Origin of the sequence: Perspicuibacillus lycopersici (genome assembly GCF_025660475.1) — a bacterium.
Lineage (GTDB): Bacteria > Bacillota > Bacilli > Bacillales > Caldibacillaceae > Perspicuibacillus > Perspicuibacillus lycopersici.
In genome coordinates this window covers 148,121-164,584 of the sequence record NZ_JAOUSF010000002.1, presented here as the reverse complement: position 1 = coordinate 164,584, position 16,464 = coordinate 148,121, and the positions used below count along the sequence as shown (strand labels likewise).

Annotated in this window: 14 protein-coding genes and 1 other RNA gene; 8 read left to right on the top strand and 7 right to left on the bottom strand. The window is 36.0% G+C overall.

Features of this window, described 5'->3' with window-relative positions:
- Positions 1 to 52: 52 nt before the first annotated feature.
- From rnr to ssrA, 4 genes are all read left to right on the top strand, one after another.
- Positions 53 to 2,368 carry a ribonuclease R gene (rnr, locus tag OEV98_RS04960; protein WP_407676494.1) on the top strand — a complete coding sequence of 772 codons (2,316 nt, stop codon included), beginning with the start codon at positions 53 to 55 and terminating at the stop codon, positions 2,366 to 2,368.
- Positions 2,369 to 2,399: 31 nt separating this feature from the next.
- Positions 2,400 to 2,945, top strand: a complete 546-nt coding sequence (locus tag OEV98_RS04955) for a DUF1697 domain-containing protein (protein ID WP_263072108.1) — start codon at positions 2,400 to 2,402, stop codon at positions 2,943 to 2,945.
- Between the two features lie 101 nt (positions 2,946 to 3,046).
- Positions 3,047 to 3,514: an SsrA-binding protein SmpB gene (smpB, locus tag OEV98_RS04950; protein ID WP_263072107.1), complete on the top strand. Its 468-nt coding sequence runs from the start codon at positions 3,047 to 3,049 to the stop codon at positions 3,512 to 3,514.
- 133 nt (positions 3,515 to 3,647) lie between these two features.
- Positions 3,648 to 4,008: a transfer-messenger RNA gene (gene ssrA / locus OEV98_RS04945) on the top strand.
- A gap of 318 nt (positions 4,009 to 4,326) precedes the next feature.
- On the opposite strand, the gene OEV98_RS04940 is transcribed toward ssrA, so the two are convergent.
- The 4 genes from OEV98_RS04940 to OEV98_RS04925 are packed head-to-tail and all read right to left on the bottom strand — an operon-like array spanning position 4,327 to position 7,874.
- Positions 4,327 to 5,178, bottom strand: coding sequence for a metal ABC transporter permease (locus OEV98_RS04940; RefSeq protein ID WP_263072106.1), 852 nt, complete (start codon positions 5,176 to 5,178; stop codon positions 4,327 to 4,329).
- Complete coding sequence (locus OEV98_RS04935) at positions 5,178 to 6,044, bottom strand: metal ABC transporter permease (RefSeq protein WP_263072105.1); 867 nt, start codon at positions 6,042 to 6,044, stop codon at positions 5,178 to 5,180. Before OEV98_RS04935 ends, OEV98_RS04940 begins: the two co-directional genes overlap by 1 nt.
- On the bottom strand, positions 6,034 to 6,807 hold the full coding sequence (locus OEV98_RS04930; RefSeq protein ID WP_263072104.1) for a metal ABC transporter ATP-binding protein: 774 nt from the start codon (positions 6,805 to 6,807) through the stop codon (positions 6,034 to 6,036). The genes OEV98_RS04935 and OEV98_RS04930 overlap by 11 nt, the downstream gene beginning before the upstream one ends.
- A complete protein-coding gene (locus OEV98_RS04925; RefSeq protein ID WP_263072103.1) occupies positions 6,807 to 7,874 on the bottom strand; it encodes a metal ABC transporter substrate-binding protein in 1,068 nt (355 codons plus the stop codon). Before OEV98_RS04925 ends, OEV98_RS04930 begins: the two co-directional genes overlap by 1 nt.
- 363 nt (positions 7,875 to 8,237) lie before the next feature.
- On the opposite strand from OEV98_RS04925, the gene OEV98_RS04920 reads away from it, so the two are divergent.
- From OEV98_RS04920 to OEV98_RS04910, 3 genes are all read left to right on the top strand, one after another.
- Complete coding sequence (locus OEV98_RS04920; RefSeq protein WP_263072102.1) at positions 8,238 to 9,215, top strand: CobW family GTP-binding protein; 978 nt, start codon at positions 8,238 to 8,240, stop codon at positions 9,213 to 9,215.
- 100 nt (positions 9,216 to 9,315) lie between these two features.
- Entirely contained in the window at positions 9,316 to 10,323 is a 1,008-nt protein-coding gene (locus tag OEV98_RS04915; RefSeq protein WP_263072101.1) for a permease, read from the top strand.
- A gap of 12 nt (positions 10,324 to 10,335) precedes the next feature.
- Entirely contained in the window at positions 10,336 to 11,241 is a 906-nt protein-coding gene (locus OEV98_RS04910; RefSeq protein WP_263072100.1) for a TIGR03943 family putative permease subunit, read from the top strand.
- Positions 11,242 to 11,688: 447 nt separating this feature from the next.
- Here the strand turns inward: OEV98_RS04910 and OEV98_RS04905 are convergent, their stop codons facing one another.
- The 3 genes from OEV98_RS04905 to OEV98_RS04895 all read right to left on the bottom strand — a co-directional run bounded on the left by OEV98_RS04905 (position 11,689) and on the right by OEV98_RS04895 (position 15,218).
- Entirely contained in the window at positions 11,689 to 13,221 is a 1,533-nt protein-coding gene (locus OEV98_RS04905; protein WP_263072706.1) for a multicopper oxidase family protein, read from the bottom strand.
- 284 nt (positions 13,222 to 13,505) lie between these two features.
- Positions 13,506 to 14,444 carry a magnesium transporter CorA family protein gene (locus OEV98_RS04900; RefSeq protein ID WP_263072099.1) on the bottom strand — a complete coding sequence of 313 codons (939 nt, stop codon included), beginning with the start codon at positions 14,442 to 14,444 and terminating at the stop codon, positions 13,506 to 13,508.
- 333 nt (positions 14,445 to 14,777) lie between these two features.
- Entirely contained in the window at positions 14,778 to 15,218 is a 441-nt protein-coding gene (locus tag OEV98_RS04895) for a cell wall hydrolase (RefSeq protein WP_263072098.1), read from the bottom strand.
- A 208-nt stretch (positions 15,219 to 15,426) separates the two neighbouring features.
- Between OEV98_RS04895 and OEV98_RS04890 the strand changes: the two genes are divergently transcribed.
- Positions 15,427 to 16,455: an ROK family transcriptional regulator gene (locus OEV98_RS04890; RefSeq protein WP_263072097.1), complete on the top strand. Its 1,029-nt coding sequence runs from the start codon at positions 15,427 to 15,429 to the stop codon at positions 16,453 to 16,455.
- Positions 16,456 to 16,464: the final 9 nt, after the last annotated feature.

Sequence of the window (16,464 nt, the reverse complement as noted above, 5' to 3'; positions counted from 1 at the left end):
AGGAGGGTTTTAATTGGAACAACAAGCATTAGTTAATCGGTTATTAGCATATATGAAGGAAGAAGCCTATAAGCCATTAACTGTAAGTGAGCTAGAAGAAGCATTACAAATTAGTGATTCTAGTGACTTTAAAGATTTCGTAAAAACACTTGTCTATATGGAAGAAAAAGGGCTCGTAGTACGTACCCGGAGCAATCGCTATGGGTTACCAGAAAAAATGAGTTTAATTCGTGGACGGGTTTCTGGACATGCAAAAGGATTTGCATTTGTAATTCCGGAAGAGCCCGGCTTAGATGATATTTTTATCCCACCTGGGGAACTAAATACCGCATTACATGGTGATATCGTACTAGCAAGAGTGGCAAATGAAACATCTGGTGCCCGTAAAGAAGGTACGATAGTTCGAATTTTAGAAAGAGGCATTACCCAAGTCGTTGGTACATATGTGGAAAGTGCAAGCTTTGGATTTGTCATCCCAGATGAGAAAAAATTTAATGGGGATATTTTCATTCCGAAAAATGCCTCTATGGGTGCAGTGGAAGGACATAAGGTCGTTGTAAAATTAAAGGAATATCCAGAGGGAAGAAAGAGTGCCGAAGGAGAAATCGTAGAAATTCTTGGTCATAAAAACGATCCAGGAGTAGATATTTTATCGATTATCCATAGTCATGGACTTCCAATGGAATTCCCAGAGGAAGTAATGGAGCAAGCACATGCTACACCAGATCAAATTAGTGAAGCTGATTTACAAAATCGCCGTGACCTTCGCAATGAAGTGATTGTAACGATAGATGGAGCGGATGCGAAAGATTTAGATGATGCGGTAACTGTGACTAAATTAGCGAACGGCAATTATAAACTAGGCGTTCATATTGCGGATGTTAGCCATTATGTTACAGAGGGAAGTCCAATTGACCAGGAAGCCTTTGAACGAGGAACAAGTGTATACTTAGTCGACCGTGTTATCCCGATGATCCCACATCGTCTTTCGAATGGGATATGTTCCCTTAATCCACGAGTAGACCGTCTAACCTTATCCTGTGAAATGGAAATTACCAATAGTGGAGAAGTTGTTCACCATGAGATTTTCCAAAGTGTAATTCGGACTACGGAAAGAATGACCTATTCCGATGTAAATAAAATTTTAAATGAAAAAGACGAGGAATTAATTGAAAGATATCGTCCGATTGTTCCGATGTTTGAATTAATGGAAGAGCTTGCGCAAGTATTACGGAATAAACGGATGCATCGTGGAGCAATTGACTTTGATTTCAAAGAAGCAAAAGTATTAGTCGACGAAGATGGTCGTCCGAAAGATGTAGTGCTTCGGGAACGCTCGGTTGCTGAAAAATTAATTGAAGAATTTATGCTAGTTGCAAACGAAACCGTCGCGGAACATTTCCATTGGATGGAATTACCGTTTATTTATCGGATACATGAGGATCCAAAGGAAGACAAATTGCAACGATTCTTTGAATTTGTAACTAACTTTGGATTAATTGTACGTGGGAAAGCAAATTCGGTTCATCCCCGTGCACTTCAGGAAATACTCGATGAGGTCCGTGGAAAACCAGAAGAAATGGTTGTCAATACGGTAATGCTTCGTTCAATGCAGCAGGCGAAATATTTCCAAGAAAGCTTAGGACATTTTGGATTGTCTACAGAATTTTATACACATTTTACATCGCCAATTCGTCGGTACCCTGATTTGATTGTCCATCGCTTGATTCGTACGTATTTAGTGGAAGGCAAAATTGATGAGGCAACACAGGCGAAATGGAAGGCATTGCTACCTGAAATTGCCCAGCATACCTCAAAAATGGAACGACGTGCGGTAGAGGCAGAGCGGGAAACCGATGAGCTGAAGAAAACGGAATATATGGAAGATAAGATTGGACAGGAATTTGAAGGGATTATTAGCTCGGTTACAAACTTTGGTATGTTTGTGGAGCTTTCCAATACGATTGAAGGTCTTATCCATGTTAGTTACTTAACCGATGACTACTACCGTTATGATGAAAGACAATATGCAATGATTGGGGAACGAACCGGCAATGTATTTCGTATTGGCGATGAAATCACGGTTCGTGTCATCAATGTAAACAAGGATGAGCGCTCGATTGATTTCGAAGTAGTTGGCATGAAAGGTACTAGACGTCCAGTAGAGAGAAGAACTACTTCAAAAGTAGTGCATGCTAATCCTCGCAAAAATGGTTCAGGAAAAGGTGCTGCCAGTGGAGAAACGAGAGGTAGCCGAAAGGATTCCGGTCGTGGTAAAGATGGTAACGGAAGTCAGGATAGAAAGCCGAAGAAGAAGAAAAAGTTTTATGATAATGCACCAAAAGCAAAACGCAAAAAGAGAAGATAATTGAGGCTAAAAGGAAAGGGAGGGAGAGAACATGGTTTATGTTGCATTACTTCGGGGAATTAATGTTGGCGGTAAAAATAAAATCGATATGAAATTGTTGAAGAAAACATTTGAACGAGTTCAAATGAAAGATGTAATAACGTACATTAATACAGGAAATATTATTTTTACTAGTGGAGAAAATTCCAAAAAAGTAATTGGAAATATGTTAGAGCAAGCCATCTCAGAGGACTTTGGGTTGAATATAAAAGTAGTCGTCCGCAGTCTCGAGGAATATAAACAAGTAATTCTTTCCCTTCCAGAGTCATGGACAAATGATGGCCAGCAAAAAAGTGATGTTTTATTTTTATGGGATGAGATTGATGATGATTCTATCCTTGATAAACTGACAATAAAAGAGGAAATTGATACTGTAAAATATGTGCCAGGTGCGATAATATGGTCCGTGTCCAGAGAGAATGTGACTAAAAGCGGAATGAAAAATATTGTTGGCTCAAAGATTTATCATCAGGTTACGGTAAGAAATGTAAATACCACTCGTAAAATATATGAGTTAATGCTATCCGTTGCGAATTAATTATATAATTTTACCGTAAGGAAGGGGATGGATTACCCCCTTCTTTCATTGTTTTTTGTTGGAAATTTTGCTAAAATGAAGTACTACTGGGGGAATGATAGATGGCTAAAGGTAAAGGAAAGATTGTCGCCCAAAATAAAAAAGCGTATCACGATTATTTTATTGAAGAAACGTATGAGGCAGGTATTGTTCTACATGGAACAGAGATTAAAGCAATCCGTGCCGGAAGAGTAAATTTGAAAGATTCCTTTGCTCGAATCGACAAAGGTGAAGTATTTTTACATAATATGCATGTTAGCCCATATGAGCAAGGTAATCGATTTAATCATGATCCATTAAGAACAAGAAAGCTTTTGTTACATCGGATGCAGATTAATAAATTGATTGGTGAAACAAAGGAAACGGGGTATTCATTAGTACCAACAAAGCTTTATTTAAAGGATGGCTTTGCAAAAGTGGAATTGGCTCTTGCAAGAGGTAAGAAGAAATACGATAAACGAGAAGATTTGAAGAAAAAAGAAGCAAATCGAGAAATTGAAAGAGCATTTCGAGATAGACAAAAAATGTAAACTCATCCAGATGATTCATTTGATATTTTGTTTGTAAATGTTATAATAAGTATGTCGCGAAAGATATGCGGCAATTACAACTGAATAGTAGCTAAGCAAAGCTTGTTACTATCTTTTCGTAACTTCCTATCATGGGGACGCTACGGATTCGACAGGGGCAGGTCGAGCTTAGGCTGCGAGTCGAGTCGGCGAGCTCGTAAATAACGCCACGCCAATAATAACTGGCAAAACTAACAATAACTTAGCTTTCGCTGCTTAATAGCGCGTAGCTGCTCCTCCCTCCATCGCCCATGTGGTAGGATCAGGGGCTCACTCTAGTGGGATACGCCGGTTGCTCACCGTCTGAGGGCGAAGGAAGAGATTAACCAGACTAGCATTAACAAAGCCTGTCGATAGGCCGAGTTAATTGCGAAATACAAATATATCGACTACACTCGTAGACGCTTAAGTGCCGATGTTTCTGGACGTGGGTTCGACTCCCACCGTCTCCACCATACATATTTGGTGGATTACCAATACTGATTAAGACATAACCCATAAAATTTCCGCTAAGGAAAATTTATGGGTTATTTTATTTAGTGTTAGGAATTTCTAGTTTATCTTCCTTATGAATATCTTCTGTTCCAGCCTCCAATGCTGTCTTGTAATTGAAACTTTTTATGTTCAAATCAAATGGATGAAGCCTACAAACGATTATTAGAATCTGATGTGAAGTATCGATTGGTTATTGATATAGTACTATGTAAGTACTTTTATCATAAATTTACAAAAAAGCATAATAATATCCATTTGGAAACTTTATGCTTTTTTTCTTAATACGATTTGCTATTAGCTATACTAGTTTGAAATCCCCACTTTTTTATTAACAGCACAGAAAGAAATAATAGTGCCGAAATGAGGATAATCGTTCCACCAGTAGCTAAATTAAATAAATATGAAAAAAATAACCCGATGAATATAGCAGTCACACTAAAAAGCATAGAGAACAATAGTAACGATTTAAAACCTCTCGAAATAAGTAAACTAGTAGCGACAGGTAAAACCATTAAACCGGAAACAAGCATGGAACCTATCGAACGAACCGTAACAGATATAGTTAATGCAATGATTATAATCAATAGAAATTGAATTAATCTCCTTGGGATGCCAATTAATCGAGAATATTCCGCATCAAAGGTAACAGCAAAAAATTCCTTATATAATAGTAGAAAAATAATCAGCACGACACACCCAATCACAAGTGTTGTGATAAGATCTGTTTTGTTTACTGCAAGTAAATTGCCAAATAAATATGCCTGGATATTTACATTAAATCCATTCATGGCACTAAATAATACAACACTTAACCCCATCCCGAATGCGAGTAATATAGGAATCGATATTTCTGAAAAAGATGGAAACCTTTTTCTTAACCATTCCACTAAAAGTGCACCAATAATTGCGAAAAAAGTTCCATAAATTTGTAGAGTAGGTACAAAAGAAAAAGGGATGATGGAACCTAGTAAGGAGCCAAGTGCAACTCCCGATAAACTCATATTAGAAAGAACCTCACCGATTACAGATAAACGCCTTACTACAATGAATGTTCCAACGAAGGGGCATATGATTCCGACAATGAGGCTAATAGCGAAGGCGTAACGAAACTCATAAATAAATTCAAGCATTATTTAATCACCTTCATTCTTTCAATGGAAATCAGTTTTTTTACAGCTTGTTTCATAAGTAAAATAATCAGTAATATAGTGGATAATACTAAAACAATCGTACCGCCTGTAGCAATATCAAAATAATAGGAGAGAAATAGACCAGAAAAAATCGCAACTAGAGATATTAGAATTGAATAAAGGAACATTTGCTTAAAGCTATTGGAAAGCTGTAGAGCGCAAGCGGCAGGCAATGTGATAAGTGATGAGATTAATAAAATTCCCACAATATTTAATGAAATGCTTATTACGAGTGCGACAAGGATAGTAAATACAATATTTACGAACTTCACTCGAATCCCAGAGGAGCTCGCTGCTTCCTCATCAAACGAAAGAAAAAATAATTCTTTAAATAATAGTAGAATGATGAATAGAACGATAAGTGCGATAGCGAAAATCCACTTCAAATCCTTGTCTGAAACAGCTGTTAGACTTCCAAATAAATAATTATATACATTTGCATTAAATCCATCTGCTAAGCTTATTAATACTACAGAGTAACCAATCGAAACTGCCAGGATAATTGGTAATGCTAATTCCTCATAGGAGCGGAAAATTTTTTTACAGCGGTCGATTACTAGCCCGCCGACTAGTGAAAAAGCAGTACCGATGGATACTGGAGAAATTACCTGGAAGAAGCTAAATTGTTTCTGTAAAAATAAACCGGTTGCGACTCCAGCGAACGTTACATGTGATAAAGTATCGGCGATTAAGGAACTACGTCTAATCACTAGGAAAACCCCGATGATTGGACAAACAATGCCAATTATTATTCCAGAAAGAAGAGCGTTCTGTAAAAAATCGAATTGAAGGAAATCATTTAACATAGTGAATTCCTCCGTGATTATGCTTTAGAACATGGATGTTTTGTCCATACAATTCACTCATTATCTGTGTTTGATTCAATTCAAATTCCATTGGTTTTCCATAGAAAAATAGTTTTCTATTTAAACAAGCAACTAAGTCTACATGAGCTGTAATTGCGCCAATATCGTGAGAAACTAATAGTATGGATACGTGTAATTCCCTTTGTAATTTTTGTAGTGTTTGATAAAATTCACTTTCTGATTTACCGTCAACACCTACCGTCGGTTCATCTAAAATTAACAGCTCTGGTTCACTTACGATAGCACGTGCAATAAATACACGCTGTTGCTGTCCACCAGATAATTTTCCGATATTCCGCTTTTCGTAGCCAGATAGTCCGACAAGATGGATTGCTTCCATAATTTTTTCTTTTTCGTATTTCCCTAGCCATTTAAATATCCCCATTTTGCCATATAATCCAGTGGAAACGACCTCAAAAACGGTTGCAGGAAATCCACCGTTAAAAGTATTTGCTTTTTGAGAAACATAGCCAATTTTTGGCCATTCCTTGAATTGTTTTATCGGGTGATCGAAAAGCTCAATCTCCCCCTCCATTGGTTTTTGCATACCTAAAATTAGTTTGATTAATGTAGATTTCCCAGAACCATTTGGACCAATTAGGCCAAGAAACTCTCCCTTATGCAGGGAGAGGCTAATATTTTCCAAAACAATGGAATGATCGTATTTAAAAGATACACTGTTCAGTTTAATGCAAGCATTCATTAGGATTCACTTCCAGTAGAAATTTTAAGTGTTTTTAGGTTTTCGCGCATGACGGAAAAATAGTCCTTGCCAGCGTCAAGATCTTCCTTGGTAAGCCCTTCTAAAGGATTTAGTGTTAATGCCTCGGCACCAACCTTTTCTTGCACCGTTTGAGCAACCTTCGGATTGACTAATGTTTCAAATAAGATGTATTGTACATTATTTTCTTTTGCAAAATTAATAATTTCTAAAAGCTCTTGTGGACTTGGCTCAGCAGATGGAGAAAGACCAGAAATAGAAATCTGATTTAAATTGTATCTGTGTGTCAAGTATCCAAAGGCAGCATGTGACACAATGAGATCTTTTTGCACGGCATTACTTAATACAGTGGAATATTCCTCGTCTAGTTGATCCAATTCACTTGCAAGTGCGGTGTAGTTCTGCTCATATACTTCTTTACCATCAGGGTCTACTTTAACAAGCTCAACTTTTATCGTTTCCGCAATATTTTTTGCTTGCATTGGGTCTAGCCAAACATGGGGATCATATTCGCCCGCATGTGCATGTTCATGTTCATCATGGCTATGCTCCTCGCCAGTCTCGTCTGCATGCTCATCATCATCAGACTCCTCGGCATGTTCATCATGGTCATGCTCCTCAGTTGCTTCTTCCCCATGGTCATGGTGGTGCTCAATACTTCCACCTGTTTCCGCTAATGTTAATAAATCAAGATTATCTGTAACATTGAGAACCGACATATTTTCTTGATCCACACTACTAAGTACATCATCAATCCAAGTTTCAAAGCCACTGCCATTATAGATAAAAAGATCAGATTTACTTAATGTCGTCATATCCTTCGGAGTCGGTTCGAAGTCATGTGGCTCTGCTCCTGCAGGTACTAGATTAATAACCTCCGCACGATCTCCAGCAATTTTAGAAGTAAAGTCATATAAAGGATAAATGCTCGTCATAATAGTTAGCTTTTCCTCGCTAGTTGCCCCTTCCGAATTACCAGAATTACCACAGGCAGCTAATAAAAGAAGTACAAATAATAATCCAATCATGTACAATTTTTTCAATTTCATCAAATATTCTCCTCCTAAATGTATTATCAACAGATTCATTCAACCGATTTTCGATTTCTCTAACACTATAAAGTTATTTGTTTTGTTTCAATCAACAGCTATCCCTCCTTTAAAAACCTAATCGAATATGATATTATCGTAATGATTACGATTTGTAAATAGTAATGATTACGATTTATAAAAAAATTTAGGACATTACTATTGTGAAATCTATTTGTTTGTTAAAAATTTTCCAAGTAGAACGGGTAATAATTAATCGCTTCAGTACATATAAATCTTGTAAATAAGAATAATTACGATTTATAATATTACTGAGTAGATACGGATTTCAATTTGGTGAATTTTTTTTAGGGAGGACTATCAATGGGAAAAATTCCAGTCTATATTATTAGTGGCTTTTTAGGAAGTGGTAAAACCACAGTTCTTTTAAATATGATAAAACAGTTTGAAGTAAATAATAGAAGGCCAGGTATTATTTTAAACGAGCTTGGGGAAGTGAATGTGGAAGGTCATTTGTTTAATAAGCGAGAGGTAAAAGAGCTATTAAATGGCTGTATATGCTGTACGATTCAGGATGACTTAAAAGAGACCCTTAACTATTTTATGGGATTAAATACTGTTGATGTGTTATTAATAGAGGGGACAGGTGTTGCGAATCCTTTAGAGATAGAAGAAACATTATTATCCCCTGAATATTTAAATGTCTTTGAATTATATTCTATTATCAGTTTAGTAGATGCGAGTCATTTTTTAGAATATCAAAGTATTTTTTCTAGTACGTCAGAAATTCGTCAATTATTAAAAGAACAAATATCCACCGCTTCAATGGTCGTTCTAAATAAAATGGATCTAGTGAATACGAAAACATTAGGAAAAATAGAACAAAAAATCGAAGATATGGGAAAGCAACAAGTGCCAATATATCAAACGAGCTTTGGCGAGATTCCAATAGAGGAACTACTAGAAAAGCGTTATTGGGTACAAACAATGGATGATGAAATAGTAGAAAATAGGAAAGACAGACATGATCATTCGCATGGGCACGACCATAACCACCATCATTCTACAATAAATGCAATCAAGATTTCCCAATTTCCCGAAATGGTGCAAAAAGAATTGGAGCAATGGCTAAAAAGATTGCCGAAAAATGTATTAAGAGGAAAGGGAATTATTCGGTTAGTAGGAAAAAAGGGTCTGTTTCAATTACAGTTTGCATCAGGTAAAGTGCAATTCGAGAAAATGGGCGATGATAGTAGTATGGAACCTACCATTATATTAATCGGGGATCAACTCGACATAACCGAATTGCATACTAGTTTTCGTGCAACATTTAACCAGTGATTGTCTAATTACTAGATAATTCTTTTTACAAAATAGACACGAAATAAAAAAATATAGATTACTAAACGATACAATCGGTCGTATCCTAAAGGAGGAACAAATGATCCGTCTGATCCAATCCTATCTAATTGACTTTACTTGTATAGTAGCAATTGCTGTTGTTATTTATATAATTTCCATGACACAGATTGTAGGAGATACTTGGTCGATTCATGTCCCCGATTCTTTCCTGCAATTAAATACGATATTTCTAAGTATCATCATAGAAGCGATTCCATTTGTTTTAATCGGTGTCCTCATTGCTGGATTTATCCAAATATTTGTCACAGAGGATCATATTCGTCGGTTACTACCGAAAAACCGCATATTAGCGGTAGCAATGAGCTGTGTTGTTGGTGCACTATTTCCAGCTTGTGAATGTGGAATTGTACCAATTGTTAGAAGGTTAGTTTCAAAAGGTGTGCCCATTTATGCAGCGGTGGGCTTCCTTTTAACAGGTCCATTAATTAATCCAATCGTTATTTTATCTACCTATATGGCATTTGGAAATGATTTTAAAATGGCAGGCTTAAGAATGGGAGTTGGCTTTATTATTGCATTTGTGATTGCAGTGATTACTAGCTTTTTATTTAAAACAAACCAACTAAAGCATTCCGTAGAAGATTTTCAATCCATAGCAAGTGTTACTACGAAAAAAATATCTTTTTCGGAAAAAATAATGGGAATGTTAAAGCATTCGATTGATGAGTTTTTTGATATGGGAAAATACTTAATTATCGGTGCTCTTTTTGCAGCATTTATTCAAACCTACGTATCCGCCAAATCATTACTTGTGTTTGGTGATGGTATTGTTGGTTCAACGGGCATCATGATGGGACTAGCCTATTTCCTATCACTGTGCTCAGAGGCGGATGCATTTATTGGGGCATCCTTCAGAAACCTATTTCCAAGTTCCGCAATACTTGCATTTTTAGTATTTGGTCCAATGATAGACTTGAAAAATACGATTATGTTAATAAGTGCCTTTAAAGCAAAGTTTGTCTTCGTCCTTTTGTTCTTAATTACCTCGGTTGTGTTTCTCAGTACGATATTCATTAACTTTTTATAAGGAGGGATGGTGATGAATAGACTGCAGCATTTTATCCGTGCGGTTATATTAGCAGCCTTTGCAATATTTTTTGTTTCGCTTCATTACAGTGGAGATATTATGAAATACATTAATCCTAAATATGATATTTTTAGTAAAATCGCCGCCATTCTTTTTATTGTCTTTTTTATCATCCAGATATTTCGAATTTGGGAGAATCCGCAAAATCAACATGAACATTGTCCACCCGGTTGTACACATGACCATGGCTATTCGGCTTCCCTACCAAAAAAAGTACTCAGTTATTTCATTTTGGTGTTTCCGTTATTAACAGGTTTTGCATTTGCCCCAACGGTATTGAATTCCTCTATTGCGGAAAATAAGGGGACGATATTGCCACAAGCAAATAATGCAGCGGAAAAGGAAAAAGCAGTGGATGATCCAACCATTTCTAACAATCAATATATCGATCCAAGTATTCAAAACCATGAGACTGCACAGCCACGCTATCATATTCTAAGTACAGAAGAGTATGACTCAGAAATCCAAAAGCTAAAAGAAAGCGAAGTTATTGTCATGGAAGATACCATTTATGAACCATACTACGGAGAAATCAATATGAATTTAAGCGAATATATTGGAAGAAAAATTAAAGTAGTAGGATTTGTATATCGTGAGGAAGGACTAGCAGATAATCAGCTAGTTATATCTAGATTTTTAATTTCGCATTGTATAGCAGATGCAAGTATTGTCGGCTTTTTAAGTGAATTTCCTGAAGCAAAGGATTTAAAACAGGATACGTGGATAGAAATGGAAGGAATAATAGAAGCTACCACATATAATGGTGTGGAGATTCCTATAATTAAGCCAGAAAACTGGAAGCAAATAGAACAACCGAGCATTCCCTATATTTATCCGATTTTGCAAAAAGTTGAATAAAGGAATCCAGCAATTATCTATCCTATTAGCCAATACGCGAAAAGGTATGGATATTCCATTGCTGGAACAACAAGATAAAGTTGAAACAAGGGAGTAGCATCGAGGTATGCTATCATTGTTTTATAGAAAAATAGAGAAGAAGTTGGGACATAAATGGATTTATCGAAAAAATTTCTTATCAGACAATTAGAATGGGGTACTTTTGACCATTGATTGTAGGGAAAGAGCGACTCCTGCGAGAATAGACCGTGACTTGAGACTCGCAGGAACGCACTGATAAGGAGGCTCATACCTGGCCAGCGGAAAACGTCCCCGAAAACAGAAATCAATTTTATTCATATCGTAATAACATCATTTTCAATCAAGAAAAATAGCATTTTTTTCGTTTTGACCCAGCTTCGTTATTTATCTATCCGAATCTATCGTTTACTAAACGCTTGAAGAACGCTATCGGATAACGATATATGGTCGCATCATTTCATAATCCTCATGTTCTAAAATATGACAATGCCATACATATAAACCAGTATAGGAATGAAATTTCATGATGATTCTGGTGACCTGCTTTGGGTTTGCAGAAACGGTATCCTTCCAGCCTTGTTCCTGTAGTTCAGGTGGTTGAACCGCTCCAGTATAGTGAATTATTTTCTCCTGATTAAATTTTTCTACGTCAAAATTTCTCCGATCTAATAATTGAAAATCAATTAAGTGAAGGTGAATAGGATGGGAATCGTCTGTTAAGTTAATCAAATACCAAATTTCGGTGGAGCCTAATGTTGGTGTTTCCGTAATCGGGGCATCCCAGGATTTATTATTTAAAAGCATATATTCCCGACCGAATGAGTCCATCATATCGTTTAAGGTGAGAAATCGTATTTTGGAAGCACTTTGTTCCTTTAATTTTGGATAAGGCTGTAAATATGCCGGAATCACACTTGTATCAATACTAGTTAAAGGAAGCATCACTCTAAATTGCATAATGATACTTGTATTTTCATTGACTGGTTCTCCACCTGGATATGGAGCAGGTGCACCATTCTTCATAATTATATTTTTTCCGTACAAATTGGAAAAATCAAAAATACATTCAGCTCTCTCTGCTGGTGCTAACAGGATATCCTTCACGCCTATCGGGTGTTCCATAAGTCCTCCATCGGTTGCGATTTGATAGAGCGGTTGATCGGAATCCAATGTTATCCGAAAGAACCTTGTGTTCGCAGCATTTAATAGGCGAAACCGATATTTACGAGGTTCTACCTTTAAATATGGCCATACTTTCCCATTTACTAATATCGTTTCCCCAATGAACTCTGGAACAATGGAGGTCTCCATTTCTGACACTGGTTTATCTGGTTGTCTCGGATAATAAAGTGAACCATCTGGATTAAATGTCTTATCCTGTAACATAAGTGGAATATCATATTTTTCACAAGGTAAATTCAGTAGTCGCTCCTGCTGATTTCTAATAAAATAAAACCCTGCTAAGCCGGCATAAATATTTAGCCTAGTAATACCGAGGGTATGGTCATGATACCATAAAGTCGATGGTCGATTTCCATTATCATATTGATATACTGGCTTTCTAAAATAGCGACCAACTTGAAGATATCCTTTCGTAAACCATGCTTCTGGATAGCCATCACTTTCCCATTCCACACATGCCCCATGTACATGGACTACTGTTCTTACTTCTGGTACGTCTCGATGGGCACCATGAACCGTATAATCAACAGGTAAAAGATGTTTATCTGGAAGATCATTAATCCATTTAATAAACACTTTTTCTCCTTGCTCCACCTCTATAGTAGGTCCAGGATAGCCATTTTCGTATCCCCAAACGGTTGTGTCATTTAGTTCACTATGGAGCGATTGCTTAAACTCGGTCATTTTTACTTCATAATAAGTATAATTACGATTTTTCTGTAGAGGGGATAAAATAGCGGGGATTGGAAGTTCATCTGCAAACTTTGTTAAATTAATTTTCGAGTATTTGCTAGTATGGATGCTGTTTTCGCTTTTGTACTCATCACGATTTTGCTCCATCGGTTTCTCACGATTTGGGTCATGGCGACTTTTTAATGGTGGGTGTGAAAATGGTAATAAAGGATCACAATAACTCACATTCTTCCAACCTCCTTAAACTTTAGAAGTACATCAAAACCAATATATGCAAAAAATATAATCCAATTACCTAGGTGTTACGAACGTCGTGAATATTGAATAAAGACCGATTGTCACATAGGACATCGGTCGATTGTAGTATGTCAAAAGAATTTCTTTTTCCAAAAAATTATTGCGGTTATGGTAGACAAAACAAATGAAAGACTAATTGCGATTAGAAAGGAATGTGGATAATTTTGAAATGGTATCGAAACATTCATACCATAGAAGCTAGCAACCATTGTCGGAATAGACATGATAATGGTGATAGAGGTTAATAACTTCATTACATTATTAACATTATTAGATATAACGGATGCAAAGGCATCCATCATGCTGCTTAAAATATTTGTATGGGTATCCGCCATTTCCATTGCTTGCTGATTTTCAATAATGACGTCCTCTAATAATTCTTGATCATCCTCGTACATTTTCAAATAATGTCCTCTTAACATTTTCTGTAGAACAAAATTATTTGACTTTAAAGAGGTGTTAAAAAATACTAAGCTCTTTTCTAAATTCAATAAGGAAAAAAGTTCTTTGTTTTTCATGGATTGATGCAATTCCTTTTCTATTGCATCAGAATGTTTACTAATCTGCTTTAAATATTTTAAATACGTTGTAGCCATTAAATATAATATTTGAAAAGCGAATCTAGTTTTCTTGAAGGTAAAGAAATTTTTAAGCTTGTTCTCTATAAAAGTATGAAAGATAGGGTTATCTTTTAAACAAACTGTAATAAAGCAGTTATTGGTAAAAATAATGCCTAATGGAATCGTATCATAAATCGTATTGTTCTGTTCATCCAATGAGACTAAAGGAATATTAACGATAATTAACACATTTTCATCATCTTTTTCTATTCTGGAGCGTTCCTCTTCATCTAAAGGGTCTTTTAAAAACTCTATAGGAATCTGTAATTTATTCGCTAAATCAGTTATTTCTTTTTCCGTTGGAGAAATTAAATTTACCCAGCAACCATTCGTTATTTCTGTTCTTTCTTGAAGGTATCCCTCTCCATTAGATAAATAAATTTTCAACATTTTTATAACCTCCTCGTTTGTTAGAGAAAGTCAAAAATGTCCTACCAAAAATGTATAGTTGAACTTTTAGCAGTACTTAACATTTTCATTAATAGGTTCTTTATGACTTTCTCCATGGTGGGACTGGGTAACGGGTTATCGTTGTTAAGATTACTCATAAAAATTCAACTCCTTGTTACTAAAAATTCATTCACCACTATATATTACGCCGAGATCGATATTATGTAAACTTAAGATTTTGTAAAAAAATATTCCACAAACGAATTGGTTTGTGGACATCAGAATTAAAGGTAATCATCTAGATTACAGTATTTTGTCTACAAAACGACAACGTTACCAAACATAGGCACCTTCGCATGTATTTGCTTGTGGTTCATAATAACAATGTTGCTTAAATTGTCCTGCCAATGGTTGATCATACCATGTTGGCGGACAGGGAGCGTATGGATTAAAGTACCATAGTGCATATTTGGATGGATGCTCTCTCCAGTAATCTAATGCTTGTTTCGCTAATCTTTTCTCCGCAGCTCTTGCCCCTTGGTAAAAGACATTTCCTTTTTGTACTGCTTCAAAAGAATAATTTCCACCTTGTACTTGAAAAATTACTTGTGAAATCGATCGTAGCCCTTCAAAATCTCCACAATTGGCTTTTAGCCGATTGACGATTACATTTCCTACCATTAGCATGCCTTGGCGTCCTTCCCCTTCAGCCTCTGCTCGCATCATCCTTGCCATTAAGGCAACATCACTATCTGTGTATTTTACTCTACCCACATTTTATCACCTCTAAAGGAAGTGTATGAAAAAAGGCTATAAAAATGTAGGTTTTGAATAATTTTTATTAAATTTAATGTATAGTAGACAATATTGAAAACCATTCCAATTTCCGTTGTATTCAAAAAATAAAAATGTTATATTAGCATCGGAACTTATTTAATAACTTTAAAAAGTAATTTAAAAAGATTTTCAGGTGGTGATTCCTTTGAGCGAATTAATAGCAACGCCGAAATCTATGAAAAATATTATTTTCTGTGGGATTCGGACAACACTATTAGAACTTGGAAGTGCTACAAAGCTGGAACTTAGCCAGAGATTAACAATAAGTCTTCCGACAATAAGTAAGTTCCTTGCACAGATGGAAAAGGAAGGGGAGGTTTTATTAACAGGTTTAGATAAGTCAACTGGGGGGAGAAGGGCGAAAAGATATTCATATAATCCGGAATACATGCTTGGCTTGGCGATTTTTTTGGAAAGAACCGAAACGAATTATGCTATTTTTAATTGTAAGGGAGAAGTAAAAGAACAAGGAAATGGACCGAGTGTATTAATAAATGGCGATATCCAGTTATTAACAGAGTGTATAGAGAGCATCGTGGAAAAATACCCAACGATTGGATCGGTCGCAATTGGTGTCCCAGGGTCTGTAGATAAGGGGAAAATTATTTACATCCCTGGATATGAGCAATTTCAAAATTTAAATTTAAAAGGGATTATCGAGGATCGATTTTCTATCCCAGTCATTGTAGAGAACGATATGAATGCAGCTGTTCTTGGGTATCAGAAAAATAGTAGGACAACAGATAATCAATCATTAGTATACATATATGCTGGTCAAAATGGTCCAGGTGCAGGGATATTAATAAATGGGGAAGTAGTACGTGGAAGTACATCCTTTTCAGGAGAAGTTTCCTTCATTCCGCAATATAATGACAAAAATTTTCAAGAAGCGCTAGAAAACGGAAGGGAATCGAAAAAAATAACCATTCGGGAGCAATATGAGATTGATGCGATTAGTAGATTAATAGCAACTTTCGTATCGATTATTAATCCGCATACGATTATTTTCTGTAAAGATGAGGTGGATCAGGTAATTTTAGATCAAATGGCTATTACGAGTGCAAAATATGTTCCTAGCGCACATCTTCCGGAGCTTCATTTGAGTGAATGGAAACAGGATTATTTAAATGGATTACAGAGTCTTGGACTAGAACTTATGATCCGTCAAATATAAAAAGACAAG

Excerpts from the sequence above, each read along its gene's own strand:
- OEV98_RS04935 (WP_263072105.1), bottom strand. The coding sequence starts at position 6,044 with ATGTTAAATGATTTCCTTCAATTCGATTTTTTACAGAACGCTCTTCTT.
- rnr (WP_407676494.1), top strand. The coding sequence starts at position 53 with ATGAAGGAAGAAGCCTATAAGCCATTAACTGTAAGTGAGCTAGAAGAA.
- OEV98_RS04955 (WP_263072108.1), top strand. The coding sequence starts at position 2,400 with ATGGTTTATGTTGCATTACTTCGGGGAATTAATGTTGGCGGTAAAAAT.
- OEV98_RS04925 (WP_263072103.1), bottom strand. The coding sequence starts at position 7,874 with ATGAAATTGAAAAAATTGTACATGATTGGATTATTATTTGTACTTCTT.
- OEV98_RS04915 (WP_263072101.1), top strand. The coding sequence starts at position 9,316 with ATGATCCGTCTGATCCAATCCTATCTAATTGACTTTACTTGTATAGTA.
- OEV98_RS04920 (WP_263072102.1), top strand. The coding sequence starts at position 8,238 with ATGGGAAAAATTCCAGTCTATATTATTAGTGGCTTTTTAGGAAGTGGT.
- OEV98_RS04940 (WP_263072106.1), bottom strand. The coding sequence starts at position 5,178 with ATGCTTGAATTTATTTATGAGTTTCGTTACGCCTTCGCTATTAGCCTC.
- OEV98_RS04910 (WP_263072100.1), top strand. The coding sequence starts at position 10,336 with ATGAATAGACTGCAGCATTTTATCCGTGCGGTTATATTAGCAGCCTTT.
- OEV98_RS04930 (WP_263072104.1), bottom strand. The coding sequence starts at position 6,807 with ATGAATGCTTGCATTAAACTGAACAGTGTATCTTTTAAATACGATCAT.
- OEV98_RS04900 (WP_263072099.1), bottom strand. The coding sequence starts at position 14,444 with ATGTTGAAAATTTATTTATCTAATGGAGAGGGATACCTTCAAGAAAGA.
- smpB (WP_263072107.1), top strand. The coding sequence starts at position 3,047 with ATGGCTAAAGGTAAAGGAAAGATTGTCGCCCAAAATAAAAAAGCGTAT.